This is a genomic window from Micromonospora sp. NPDC047521 (genome assembly GCF_055587305.1).
Window position 1 is genome coordinate 24,712 of record NZ_JBVJGN010000005.1, and the last position, 12,307, is coordinate 37,018.

A 12,307-nucleotide genomic window follows, 5' to 3' on the forward strand; every position below is an offset into this window, starting at 1 on the left:
CGGCCGGAGCGGGAGGCTGTATGAGCTCGGCCCAGGGGGGCGCGGACACCGGGCATCCCTTCGCGGACGGTGGGGAGATCCCCCCGATGCTGGCGGCTGCGTTCGCGGCCGGCGGCGAGTTGGGCCAGCGGCTACGCGACTTCGACTGGTCCACGACCCCGCTGGGTGCGCCCGGGCAGTGGCCGGCGGCGCTCTCCAACGCGGTGGGCATGATGCTCGCCTCCAGCGCGCAGATCGTCATGTTCTGGGGTGACGACCAGCGCGCCTTCTACAACGACGCCTACCGTCCGACCATCGGCGCGAAGCACCCGGACGTGCTCGTCCAGCCGGCCCGCCTGCACTGGGCGGAGACCTGGGACGTGCTCGGTCCGCTGTTGGACGGCGTCCGGCGCACCGGCCTCTCCTACCGGGGTGAGGACCACCCCTTCCTGCTGGACCGGTACGGCTTCGTCGAGGAGACCTACTTCGACGTCTCGTACGACCCGATCCGCGGCGACGACGGCACGGTCAACGGCGTCTACTGCATCGTCAACGAGACCACCGGGCGGGTGCTCGGCGAACGGCGGCTGCGGGCCCTCGCCGAGCTGGGCGCCGACCTCGCCGACGTGGGCAGTGCGGGCGAACTCGGCCGGGCCGCCGCCGAGGTGCTCGAGCGGCACCGGGCCGACGTGCCCTTCGCGTTGATCTACCTGGGTGACGACAGCGGTCGCCTCGCCCTGGCCGGGGCCAGTGGCACGGGTACGGCGACCATCTCGATGCCTGCCGACCTGCTCGCCCAGGTCGCCACCCACGGCGAACCGGCCACCGTGGACCTGGCGGACGTGCTCGACCCGCCACCGACCGACGCGGCCCGCCAGGCTCTCGTGCTGCCCGTCACGGCCGCCAACGAGGCGGTCGGCGCGCTTGTCGTCGGGGTGGCCCGCCGGCTGCCGCTGGGCGACGACTACCGCGACTTCCTCGACCTGGTGGCCGCGCAGATCTCCCGGGCGGTCGGCAAGCAGCGGGCGTACGAGCAGGAGCGGGCCCGGGCTGCCGAGCTGGCCGCGCTCGACCAGGCGAAGACCAACTTCTTCGCCAACGTCAGCCACGAGTTCCGCACGCCACTGACCCTGGTGCTCGGCCCGCTGGAGGACATGCTTGCCAATCCGGCGCTGCCCTCCGCGGACACCGAGCGCCTCACGATGATGCACCGCAACGCGTTGCGGCTGCTCAAGCTGGTCAACACCGTGCTGGACTTCTCCCGACTGGAGTCGGGGCGGCTCGCCGCCCGCTTTCAGCCCACCGACCTGTCCGGCTACACCGCCCGGCTGGCCAGCACCTTCCGCTCGGCCACCGACCGGGCCGGGCTACGACTGCTTGTGGACTGCCCGCCGCTGCCCGCGCCCGTCTTCGTCGACCGGGACATGTGGGAGAAGATCGTCCTCAACCTGGTGTCGAACGCGGTCAAGTTCACCTTCCACGGCGAGATCCGCGTCCGGGTGCGGGTCGTCGGCGACGCCGCCCGGCTGGAGGTGACCGACACCGGCGTGGGAATCCTCCCGGCCGAGGTGCCGCACGTCTTCGAACGGTTCCACCGGGTGCCCGGGGTTCGCGCCCGCACCCACGAGGGCACCGGGATCGGCCTGGCGCTGGTGCGGGAACTGGTTGAGATGCACGGTGGCCAGGTGGGGCTGACCAGTCGGGTCGACGAGGGCAGCACCTTCACTGTGACCATCCCGTTCGGGTCGGCGCACCTGCCCGCCGACCGGGTGGCGGCGTTCGGCCCGCTGCCCGCCGGCGAGCCCGAGCAGGCCCGGCTGTACGTGGCCGAGACCGCGCTGTGGACCGGCTCGGCGGCCGAGCCGGAGTTCGACTCCGGGCCGACGGCTGTCGAACCGGCCGGTCGGATCCTCGTGGTCGACGACAACGTCGACCTGCGTGAGCACGTCACCCGGCTACTCTCGCCCACCTGGGAGGTGGTCACCGCCAGCGACGGGCTGGTGGCCCTGCCGCTGGCCCAGGAGGGCGGGTTCGACCTCGTGCTCACCGACGTGATGATGCCCCGCCTGGACGGGTACGGACTGGTGACCGCCCTGCGCTCCGACCCGCGTACCCGGCATGTGCCGATCGTGCTGCTCTCCGCCCGCGCCGGCTCGGCGGAGGCCGTCGCCGGTCTCTCCATCGGGGCCGACGACTACCTCGTCAAGCCGTTCTCCGGGCAGGAGCTGATCGCCCGGGTGCGGGCCAACGTGGAGCTGGGTCAGCTCCGCGGGCAGATCATCCGTCGACTCCGTGCGCTCGCCGACGCGGCGGTGGCGGTGAACACCGCCCGGTCGACCTCGGACGTGCTCCAGGTAGCGGCCCGGCACGCGCTGACCCTCGCCGAGGCGGCCCGGGTGGTGGTGAGCGCGTCCGACGCGCGCTCCGAGGCGGACGCCGGTGGCACCACCGCCGCCGAGCCGTCCTTCGCGGCCGACCTCACCGGCACGACGGGCGAACCGCTCGGTGAGCTGCGGGTCTGGCGCGCCGCCGACGACGACGCGCAGGCCGACGACGCCGCGCTGGCCCAGCTCGCCCGGCTCGTCGGCGTGCGGTTGGAGAATGCCCAGCTCTACGAGGCCGAACACCGCATCGCCACCACCCTTCAGCACAGCCTGCTGCCCCAGTCGCTGCCGCAACTGCCGGGCGCGGTGGTGGCCAGCCGTTACCTGCCCGGCAGCGCCGACGTCGAGGTCGGCGGCGACTGGTACGACGTGATCGCGTTGGACGGCGACGAGCTGGTGCTCGTCATCGGCGACGTGGTCGGCAAGGGCGTCCGGGCCGCCGCGGCGATGGGGCAACTGCGCAACGCGCTGCGGGCGTACGTGCTGGAGGGCTTCGACCCGGGTGCGTCACTGACCCGGCTCAACCGGCTGGTCGGCTCGACCGAGGGTCGTTCCTTCGCGACAGTGGTCTGCCTGCAGTTCAACCCGCGCACCGGCCAGCTGCGGTACGCCAGCGCCGGCCACCCCTCCCCACTGCTGATCCGAGGAGGCGACGTGGCGTTCCTGCACGACCGCGCGCTGGGGCCGCCGATCGGCGCCATCCCCGACACGACGTACCTGGCGGTCGAGGGCGAGCTGCGCGCCGGCGACCGGCTGCTCCTCTACACCGATGGCCTCATCGAGGACCGCAGACTCGGCATCGACGCCGGGCTAACCCAGCTCCGCGTCGACGCCGCCACCCCCGGCGAGCACGTGGCGGACCTCATCGACGCCGTGGTCGAGCGGGTCGTCGGGGAGCAACGTCGGGACGACGTGGCGGTGCTCGGCCTGGAGGCCGCCGAACTGAATCGATTCGCGTTGCGGCTGCCGGCGGACCCGACCCGGCTGAGCGTGCTGCGCAAGCGCCTGGAGGACTTCCTCGTCGCCCACTCGGTAGGCGAGACCGACCTGTTCGACCTGACCGTCGCCGTGTCCGAGGCCGCCGCCAACGCCATCGAGCACCCGGTGCACCCCGCCGAGCCGACGATCAGCGTGGAGGTGGCCATCGAGGACCGCACGGTGACCGCCACGGTGCGCGACAGCGGACGGTGGCGGGAGTCGACCGGCTCCGGGTTCCGGGGGCGCGGCCTGTCCCTGATCAAGGCACTGGGGGACCTGTCGGTGCGGCGCACCGATGAGGGCACCGAGGTGACGCTGCGCCGGCGCCTAGAGGGCTGAGCGCGCGCCCGGCGACCGGTGGCTCAGGCCTGGCGCAACCAGCTCTGTTCGCCCAGACCGGAGATCTCCAGCACCCGGCGGACCTGCCGCGACGGCAGCACCGTGAGCGTGCCGCGGAACTGCTGGGCGAGCCGGACCAGGGCGTGGATGGCTGCCGAGTCGAAGAAGGTGACAGCGCTCAGGTCCAGCGTGATCTGCTCGGCGGGCTCCCGCAGCGCCGTCTGGAGCATGGTGTCGGCGGTCGCCATGTCGACCTCGCCGGCCACCACCACGTGGAGGTGATCACCGTCGATCTCCGCGCTGGCGGAGAAGACGGGTGGTGCTCCCCCTTGATCCACGCAGACACCATGGCACAGCCGACCTGGCGGGGCAACAACCGGTCCGCCGTGGCCGTGGCGCGGGTCACCAGCGGCCCCGGCGATAGGCTTGCGCCATGACCGTCCGTCCGCCGCTGACACCCGGCGCGCTCTCCCCGATGCGACAGGTGCCGTCCCACATCGCCAGGCCGGAGTACGTGGGCAAGAAGCGCCCGCAGGAGTGGCGCGGCTCCCACGTGCAGACGCCGGAGACCATCGAGAAGATGCGGATCGCCAGCCGGCTGGCCGCCCAGGCGACCCAGCTCGCCGGCGAGCACTGCAAGCCCGGCGTCACCACCGACGAGATCGACAAGGTGGTGCACGAGTTCCTCTGCGACCACGGCGCCTACCCGTCGACGCTCGGCTACAAGGGCTTCCCCAAGTCCTGCTGCACCAGCCTCAACGAGGTCATCTGCCACGGCATCCCGGACTCGACGGTCATCCAGGACGGCGACATCATCAACGTCGACGTCACCGCGTACATCGGTGGGGTGCACGGCGACACCGACGCGACCTTCTGCGTCGGCGAGGTCAGCGAGGAGGCCCGGCTGCTGGTCGAGCGGACCCACGAGGCCATGATGCGCGGCATCCGCGCCGTCGCCCCGGGCCGCCAGATCAACGTCGTGGGCCGGGTCATCGAGTCGTACGCCAAGCGGTTCGGCTACGGCGTGGTCCGCGACTTCACCGGCCACGGCATCGGGGAGTCCTTCCACAGCGGGCTGTACGTGCCGCACTACGACAGTCCCCGCCCCACCGACATCATGGAACCGGGGATGACCTTCACCATCGAGCCGATGATCACCCTCGGCACCTACCAGTACGACATGTGGGACGACGGGTGGACAGTCGTCACCAAGGACCGGAAGTGGACGGCCCAGTTCGAACACACGATCGTGGTGACCGACGACGGCCACGAGATCCTGACCCTGCCGTGACCGACACACCCGCCGCGCTGCGCGAGGCGCACCACGCCGACGTCTCCGGCGGCTGGCTGCGCCCGGCCGTCTTCGGCGCGATGGACGGCCTCGTCACCAACATCGCCCTGATCGCCGGCGTCGGCGGCGGCGGGGTGTCGCCGCGCAGCATCGTGCTGACCGGCACCGCAGGCCTGGTGGCCGGTGCGATCTCGATGGGCCTCGGCGAGTACACGAGCGTCCGCTCCGCCAACGAGCAGGTCGCCGCCGAGGTCGCCAAGGAACGGCGCGAGCTGGAACGGCACCCCGAGGCGGAGGCCCGCGAACTGGCCGACGCGTGGGTGGCCCGTGGCCTTCCCCGCGACCTGGCCACCCAGGTCGCCGAGGCGGTGCGCCGCGACCCGGAGGAAGCCCTGCGGGTGCACGTACGCGAGGAACTGGGCGTCGACCCCGACGACCAGCCCAGCCCCTGGGCCGCGGCGATCTCGTCGTTCGTGTTCTTCTCGGTCGGGGCGCTGGTGCCGCTGCTGACGTACCTGTTCGGTGCCACCGACCTGTGGCTGGCGCTCGCCGTCGGCGGGCTCGGCCTGTTCGCCGCCGGGGCGGTCGTCGCCCGCTTCACCCGCCGGCCCTGGTGGACAAGCGGCCTGCGTCAGCTGCTGCTCGGCGCCGCCGCGGCCGGAGCCACCTACCTGATCGGCTCGCTGATCGGCGTCCAGGGCGGACTGTGACACCTGTCAGCCGCTGAGCAGCTCGTCGACAGTGCCGTCCACCGGTCGGCCACGGGCCGTCAACTCGTCGGCCTGCCGGGCCAGCACCGCACCCACCTCGGTCATGTCCGCGCCGGCCAGCCCGGTACGGCGTACCGCGTCACCGGGGTCACGGAAGTAGGTGCGGGTCAGCAGGCCGGTCACCGTCGCCGCGGCCAACCGTGCCTCGCCGAGCATCAGCAACGCCTGGTCGGTCTCGTACCACTCGGCCAGCCGGGCGGCCCGGGCGTGCGCCGCTGAGCCCCGGTACCAGGCCTGCCGCGCCGCCGTGCTGAACTCCGCCGGCCGCGCCCGGGCCAGCCGCCCGAGATGCTCGTCGCGCAACGTCCGCAGCCAGCCCGTCGGGTCGTGCAACGCCTGCGTGGTGACGTACCGGTCCGCGGTCAGCGGCCACAGCGGGGACAGCACCCGGGCCTGCGCCAGATAATCCTCGGCGGCGGCCACGGTCAGGTCGACGAGCACCCCGTCCACCCGACGGGTCGCCACCGGCGGACCGGTGCCCGGCCGGTAGGTGACCACGAGCATCCCCACCTCGCGGTCCCCACCACCGTCGTCGTCGCCGTGCGCCAGCGGACCGTGCACCGCGACCGCGAGCACCTCGGCGGAGAAACGCCTCCCGATGGCCTCGGCGACCCGTTCGGCCACCGTCCACCGTCGATCGTCGAGCCCTCGGTCGACACCGGCCTGCTCGCTGCTCGCGCTCACGGGTCCGCCTTTGTTCGCGGCTGCGGGGCTCGCAACCCCGGCTCGCTCCTCGCGCTCACGGTTCGCCTCCGGCTCGCTACCGGCTGTCAGCCTAGCCAGCCGGCGGCGGGCCGGACAGCTCGCCGCGCCCGGTGGGCACCAGCCGGAAGATGCGGATCTCCCGGCCGCCGGCCCGCTGCACGTACGTGCGGTACGCCGGCCACTCGGTGACCAGCAGTTGCCACAGCCGGTCCCGTTCGGCGCCGGTGGCCAGCTCGGCCCGCACCGGGATCCGCCGGCCCTTCACCGCCACCTCGGCCGACGGCTCGGCGAGCAGGTTCAACGCCCAGCCGGGCTGGTGGGTCTGCCCCCAGTTCGAGCCGATCACCACGTACGCGTCGCCGTCGGGCACGTAGAGCAGGGGATTGCTGCGCGGTTGGCCGGAGCGACGCCCCACAGTGGTGATCAGCAGGGACGGCAACAGGCCGAGCGCGACGACCCGGCCCCGGGTCAGCCGGCCGACCACCCGGTCGGCGGGGACGAGCAGGCGGGCGGCGGCGCCGAACCAGCGGTAGTGACCGACGCGGCGGGTGAGGTTTCCCAGCACTGACACGCCGACCAGTCTGCCGGCTGCCGCGCCCCGGCGGCACCCCCGCGCGGTCCCGGATGGTCCGCCGCACGGTCGGCTCAGTCCAGTCGCCGCTCGATCGGCAGCCGGGCGCGGGTGAACAGGCCCGCGCCGAGCATCGCCACCAGGGGCACCAGCACCAGGACACCGAGCACCGGCCACGGCACCAGGTACGGGTACGGCACGGGCGCCGGCCAGGCGGTGGCGTACTGGCGGTTCACCGAGAACAGCACTATCGCGGCGGTGCCCAGGCCGGCAACGATGCCGAGCACCGAGCCGAGGCCGGAGATGACCCCGGCCTGGCAGATCGCCAGCACACGGCGGACAGCAGGTGCCGCGCCGACCGCCGCCAGGGTGGTCAACTCGGCGCGGCCCTCGGCGGCGGCGAGCGCGGTGGCGATCCCGGCCGCCCCCACCGTGATCAGTCCGGCCGCCGCCGCGAGCAGCAGGAGCAGCGGCGAGATGTCCCCCGGGGCGCCACCGTTCTCCACTGTGAGCGAGACCGCCCCGAAGGGACGCAGGGCGGCGGTGAACCGCTCCTGCCGTTCCCCGGTCGGCGGTGACGAGGTGCCGACCACCCAGCCGGCCGGTGCCGGCTTCAGGTCGAGCTCGCGTAGCGCGGCGGCGGAGAGCAGCAGGCGGGACTGGCCGACCGCCGCGGGCAGCGCGTACCCGGGCAGGTCGGCGGCTGCCGTCGTCGGCTGCTCCGATCCGGCGTTCCCTCGCTTGACCTGCACTGTCACCAGGCCGTTGTGCAGGTAACGTCCGTCGGTCACCACCACGCCGCCGGCGCGCAGCACCGCCGTCGCTGCGGCGGTCGCCGCCGGATCGGCGTTGGTGAGCCGTGGCAGCGCCGTCCCGTCGTCGACGAGCGGTTCGACGTAGGTGCCGTAGTAGTCCACCGCGCGCCGCTGGCAGCGTGGGTCGGCCCGGGCCTGGCGACGCTGCGCCGCGGAGAGGTCGTCCCCGGGCCGCCACGGGCAGGCCCGTTCAGCCGGGAGCGCCGGCGCGACGTCGCAGTAACCGCCGGCGGGCGGCACGCAGACCGCGGCGGACAGCCCGACCACCGCGTCGGTGCCCAACTGCTCCCGCGCCGCGTCGGTGACCTGGGCCAGCGTGGGTAGCCGGGCCCTGTCGTTCGGGCTGACCAGCACATGCCCGGGCGGCAGCATCGGCTGGTAGGCGTGCCGGTCGCGGAGGCCGTCGCTGGCCAGGTAGCCGCCGAGCGCGACGCTGCTCGCGACGGCTGCCATCACGGCGCAGATGGCCGGGGCGGCGGCGGCGCGGTTGCGGCTGGCGTCGCGCAACGCGATGCGGGGCGCCAGCGGCAGCACCCGGCCGAGCCGCGCGAGCACGCCGATCAGGGTGGGCGTGCAGCACACCAGGCCCAGCTCGCCGAGGATGAGGCCGGTGAGGATCACCGCAGGCGAGGTCCGGGCGGCACCGAACGCCGCGACCGCCGCCCCGCCGGCCACAAGCGACAACCCGAGCGCCAGCCATCGGCTCCGGGAGGCCGGCGGCGTACGGCGCCCGGCCAGACCCGCGCTGACGTCCTGCCGGGCGACCGTCCACGCCGGCGCCAGCGCGGCGAGCACACCGGTCAGCACCGCGACCCCGCCGAGCACCACCAGGGCAGCCGGCCAGCAGCGGTACCCGCCGAAGCGGGCGCCGAAGACGTACTGCTCCACAAGCGGGCGGCAGGCGAACGCCGCGGCGACGCCGAGGACCAGGCCGACGGCGGCGCCCAGCACACCCAGCACCACGCCGTCGGCGAGCACGACCCGGCGCAGTTGGGCGGCGTCCCCGCCGGCCACCGCGACCAGCGCTAGGTCCCGGCGTCGGCGGCGGACACCCACCGCGAACGCCGGACCCACCAGCAGGACGACCTCCAGCAGGCCGAGGCCGGCGATCAGTACGCCGGTGCTCAGGTCGTTGGTGTCGGTCGAGCCGATCGACCCGGCCCAGCCGCGGCCCGGCTCGGGCGTGGAGCCCGTCCGATGGCGTGGTGTGACGAGCACGCCCCGCTCGTTGAGCCGGGCGACGAGCGCGGCGTCGACGCCGCCGGGCACGATCGCCAGCCATCTGCTGTCCAGCTCCGGAACGGTCCGTGGCACGGCTCCCGGGTGCAGCGCCACCACCGGCCCGAGGTCGTCGGGGAACTCCACCACCCCCACGACCGTGTACGTCCCGTTCCCGTCGGCCATCGTCAACGAGCGGCCGAGGCGCAGGCCCAGGCGGCGCAGCGCGGCGGGACTCACCGCCACCTCGCCTGGCTGCTGCGGCGCACGGCCGGCCCGGAACCGGGCCGTCCCCCGGGCCAGCGGGTCGGTGAGGTCCAGCACCCGCCCGATGATGTTCTCGTCGCGGTCCGGCCCCCGGACGCTCATCGGGACGCGGGCGCGTACCTCGGCGACGCGGCTGCCTGGCGGCAGCAGCGCGGCGACCTGACCGGCGGTGACCGGGCCGGCGGGTTGGTGCTCGCCCTCCCGCGTGTACCAGCTGCCGCCCCACTCGTCCTGCTCGACGGGGGTCTGGGAGATCCAGCGCAGCTCCGCGTCGGCAACACCGAGTCCCCTGTCGACCCGCTCCTGCGGCGTCAGCTGGGCCATGTCGTAACTCGCCGCCAGGAAGGCCAGCACCAGCACCGGCAGGGCGATCATCGCGAGCACCAGGGCGGTACGACGGCGGGAGCGGCGTGCCTCCCGCCTGGCGATCCGCAGCGCGGCCCGCCAGGAGCCGGTCAGCTCGGCGAACCTCCGCCGGCCGGCCCGGACCGGCCGGGTGGTCGGCCGGGACGCCGGTACGTCGCCGCGGCCTGCGGCCCGTGGCGTACGGCCGGTGGTCACCGCTCGCTGCCGGACAGCAACTGCTCGACGCTGCCCAGCGGTGCGGTGGTGTCGACGAGCACCCCGTCGCGCAGGAACACCACCCGGTCCGCCCATCCGGCGTGCCGTGCCTCGTGGGTGACGAGCACCCCTGCGGCGCCCGCGTCGATGCGGCGGCGCAGCAGGTGCAGCACGGCCTCGCCGGTCTGCGAGTCCAACGCGCCGGTCGGCTCGTCGGCGAGCACCAGTCGCCGTTCGCCGACGAGCGCGCGGGCGATGGCCACCCGCTGCTGCTGGCCGCCGGAGAGCTGGTCGGGGAAGCGGTCGCCGAGCGCCGGCAGGCCCACCTCGGTGAGCGCGGCCATGGCCAGCGAGCGGGCCCGCCGACCGCTGGTGCCGTCGAGTTCCAGTGGGAGGGCCACGTTCTCCACGGCGCTCAGGCTGCCCAGCAGGTTGAGCTGCTGGAAGATGTAGCCGATCCGGCGGCGGCGCAGCTGGGCCAACCCGCGCCGATCCAGTGTCCCCAGCGGCTGTCCCTCGATGAACACCTCGCCGTCGGTCGGGCGGTCCAGGCCGCCGGCGAGGGCCAGCAGCGTGGACTTGCCGGAGCCGGACGGGCCCATCACGGCGACCAGCTCACCGGGTCGGACGACGAGGCTGACGCCACGCAGGGCGTGCACGGCGGCCGGGCCGGCCCCGTGGGTGCGTTGGACGGCGCGCAGCTCGAGCACCGCGTCGTCCGGTCCGCTCACCGTCGCGCCTCCTCGTCGGCCCACCGCGCCGCGTCGGGTGTGTCACCCGGTCCCGGTGCGGACGGCGGGGGGACGGCGGGTCGGTGGCGTACCAGGCTCGTCTCGCAGTGGTCCAGCCAACGGACCTCGGCCTCGGCCTGGAACACCATCGAGTCCAGGACCAACCGCCACGGCAGGTCCTCCGGTCGGTCGCTGCCGTACTTCAACCTGGTCAACTCCTGCAACGCCCGCATCGTCGCGCTGCGCTGCGCCTGCACCACCGAGCGGACGTCCACCCCGGGGGTGGTGAGCGCGAGCGCCAGCTTGATGGCCAGCTCGTCGCGGGGGCGGTCGGTACGGCTGATCGGGGTGGCGAACCACAGCGCGAGGTCGGCCCGGCCGGCGTCGGTGATCTCGTACGGGCGCTGCCCGGCCTCGCTCTCCGGCAGCGGGCGCACCAGACCGTCCCGTTCCAGCCGGGACAGCGTGGTGTAGACCTGCCCGATGTTCAGCGGCCAGGTCGAGCCGGTCGACTCCTCGAACGCGGCGCGCAGCTGGTAGCCGTACATCTGGCCGCGTTCGAGAAGGGCGAGCAGCCCGTGACGGATGGACATGGCAACGGAGTATGCATACCTGGTATGCGCGCCGCAACCGGAGCGGACCCGTTCAGGTCGGGCGGCCCGGAAATGCGACAGTCGGCGGGGTCACCCCGGCGGTCTTCCGCCACCGGGTGGCCCGTACCGCGTACTCGACAAGGGCGGCCAGCGCCTGGTCCCGGTCGGCGCCAGTGGTGGACGCGAGCGCGGCCCGCCAGTGTGCCGCCGTGCGTTCCTCCACCTCGACCGCGAGCCGCAGCGCGCTCGCCCGGTCGGTGACCGGGAACGGCAGCGCGTACCCGGCCCGGTCCGGTGGGACGGTGCCACCGCTGGTGCTGAGCTGCACGACCAGGGCGTCGCGTCGGCGCCGGTGCGCGGCCTCCGCCTGGCGTGCGGCGTCCCGGGCTGCGCCGGTGAGGCGTACCCCGATCCGGCCGTAGGCGTAGATGGCCCCGTACTCGGCGGACAGGGCGCCGGCGAGGGCCTCCGCGGCGGACGGCTGCTTCACTTCAGTGCCTCCTGGTGGGTGGCCCGGGCGGCGGCGATCGAACCGAGCAGCGCCGCCCGCTCGGCGGGCGCTGCGGCGCAGGCGGCGGTGGCGGTCCGCTGGCCGGCCTGCTCCAGGGCACGCAGGGCGGCCAGCGCACCGGCCGGGTCGGCCGCCGGGGTGGTGCTCGGCGCGGCGGCGGGCGCCGAGGGCAGCGCGACGCCGACGACCCTTGCCAGTTCGGTGGCGTGCGCGGTGTGCGCCTCGGCGATCGGGCCGAGCCGGTCGGCCAGCTCCGGGTGCGCGGTCGCGCTCGCCCGGTACGCCGCGGCGAGGCCGAGGGACTCGTCCACCATGGGCCCCAGCGGATCCGGCGGCGGCGTCGGCTCGTCGTCACGGTCGAAAAGATCACAGCCGGTCAGCGGCGTCACCGCGCCGCCGAGCGCGAGCAGCGCTCCGGCACGCAGGAGCTTTCGCCGGGAATGTCCGGATGATTGGTCGCGCGGTGTCGTTCTGCCGATCCCCACCGGGCAAGTCAACACCATCCGCGCCGTCGCGGGGGCCACCGGCGTCGGTGCGCCGCCCGGCCCGCCGGCCGGCAGGCGCGTTACGCTCTGCGCAGCCACCGGCGCGTCC

At 74.2% G+C, this 12,307-nt stretch carries 11 protein-coding genes; 3 read left to right on the forward strand and 8 right to left on the reverse strand.

Annotated features, from left to right (window positions below; all coding sequences use genetic code 11):
- Positions 1-20: 20 nt before the first annotated feature.
- Positions 21-3,680: a SpoIIE family protein phosphatase gene (locus tag ACZ6N8_RS13255; RefSeq protein ID WP_466009879.1), complete on the forward strand. Its 3,660-nt coding sequence runs from the start codon at positions 21-23 to the stop codon at positions 3,678-3,680.
- A gap of 23 nt (positions 3,681-3,703) precedes the next feature.
- Here the strand turns inward: ACZ6N8_RS13255 and ACZ6N8_RS13260 are convergent, their stop codons facing one another.
- Positions 3,704-4,018, reverse strand: a complete 315-nt coding sequence (locus tag ACZ6N8_RS13260) for an STAS domain-containing protein (RefSeq protein ID WP_466009881.1) — start codon at positions 4,016-4,018, stop codon at positions 3,704-3,706.
- Between the two features lie 95 nt (positions 4,019-4,113).
- On the opposite strand from ACZ6N8_RS13260, the gene map reads away from it, so the two are divergent.
- Both map and ACZ6N8_RS13270 read left to right on the forward strand, forming a co-directional pair.
- Positions 4,114-4,971 carry a type I methionyl aminopeptidase gene (gene map / locus ACZ6N8_RS13265; RefSeq protein ID WP_364366688.1) on the forward strand — a complete coding sequence of 286 codons (858 nt, stop codon included), beginning with the start codon at positions 4,114-4,116 and terminating at the stop codon, positions 4,969-4,971.
- On the forward strand, positions 4,968-5,681 hold the full coding sequence (locus ACZ6N8_RS13270; protein ID WP_387112867.1) for a VIT1/CCC1 transporter family protein: 714 nt from the start codon (positions 4,968-4,970) through the stop codon (positions 5,679-5,681). The genes map and ACZ6N8_RS13270 overlap by 4 nt, the downstream gene beginning before the upstream one ends.
- Before the next feature lie 6 nt (positions 5,682-5,687).
- Here the strand turns inward: ACZ6N8_RS13270 and ACZ6N8_RS13275 are convergent, their stop codons facing one another.
- The 7 genes from ACZ6N8_RS13275 to ACZ6N8_RS13305 form a co-directional block, all read right to left on the reverse strand.
- Positions 5,688-6,425, reverse strand: coding sequence for a nucleotidyltransferase domain-containing protein (locus tag ACZ6N8_RS13275; protein ID WP_466009883.1), 738 nt, complete (start codon positions 6,423-6,425; stop codon positions 5,688-5,690).
- A 91-nt stretch (positions 6,426-6,516) separates the two neighbouring features.
- Positions 6,517-7,017 carry a nitroreductase family deazaflavin-dependent oxidoreductase gene (locus ACZ6N8_RS13280; protein WP_466009885.1) on the reverse strand — a complete coding sequence of 167 codons (501 nt, stop codon included), beginning with the start codon at positions 7,015-7,017 and terminating at the stop codon, positions 6,517-6,519.
- Positions 7,018-7,091: 74 nt separating this feature from the next.
- Positions 7,092-9,878: an FtsX-like permease family protein gene (locus ACZ6N8_RS13285; RefSeq protein ID WP_466009887.1), complete on the reverse strand. Its 2,787-nt coding sequence runs from the start codon at positions 9,876-9,878 to the stop codon at positions 7,092-7,094.
- Positions 9,875-10,609 (reverse strand): ABC transporter ATP-binding protein, encoded by a 735-nt coding sequence (locus ACZ6N8_RS13290; RefSeq protein WP_364366673.1) that lies wholly within the window; start codon positions 10,607-10,609, stop codon positions 9,875-9,877. Before ACZ6N8_RS13290 ends, ACZ6N8_RS13285 begins: the two co-directional genes overlap by 4 nt.
- Positions 10,606-11,202, reverse strand: coding sequence for a PadR family transcriptional regulator (locus ACZ6N8_RS13295; protein ID WP_364366670.1), 597 nt, complete (start codon positions 11,200-11,202; stop codon positions 10,606-10,608). Before ACZ6N8_RS13295 ends, ACZ6N8_RS13290 begins: the two co-directional genes overlap by 4 nt.
- Before the next feature lie 52 nt (positions 11,203-11,254).
- The gene (locus tag ACZ6N8_RS13300; protein WP_466009889.1) at positions 11,255-11,692 is read right to left on the reverse strand and encodes a ferritin-like domain-containing protein; all 438 of its coding nucleotides are present in this window, start codon (positions 11,690-11,692) and stop codon (positions 11,255-11,257) included.
- Positions 11,689-12,216, reverse strand: coding sequence for a hypothetical protein (locus tag ACZ6N8_RS13305; RefSeq protein ID WP_466010353.1), 528 nt, complete (start codon positions 12,214-12,216; stop codon positions 11,689-11,691). Before ACZ6N8_RS13305 ends, ACZ6N8_RS13300 begins: the two co-directional genes overlap by 4 nt.
- Positions 12,217-12,307: the final 91 nt, after the last annotated feature.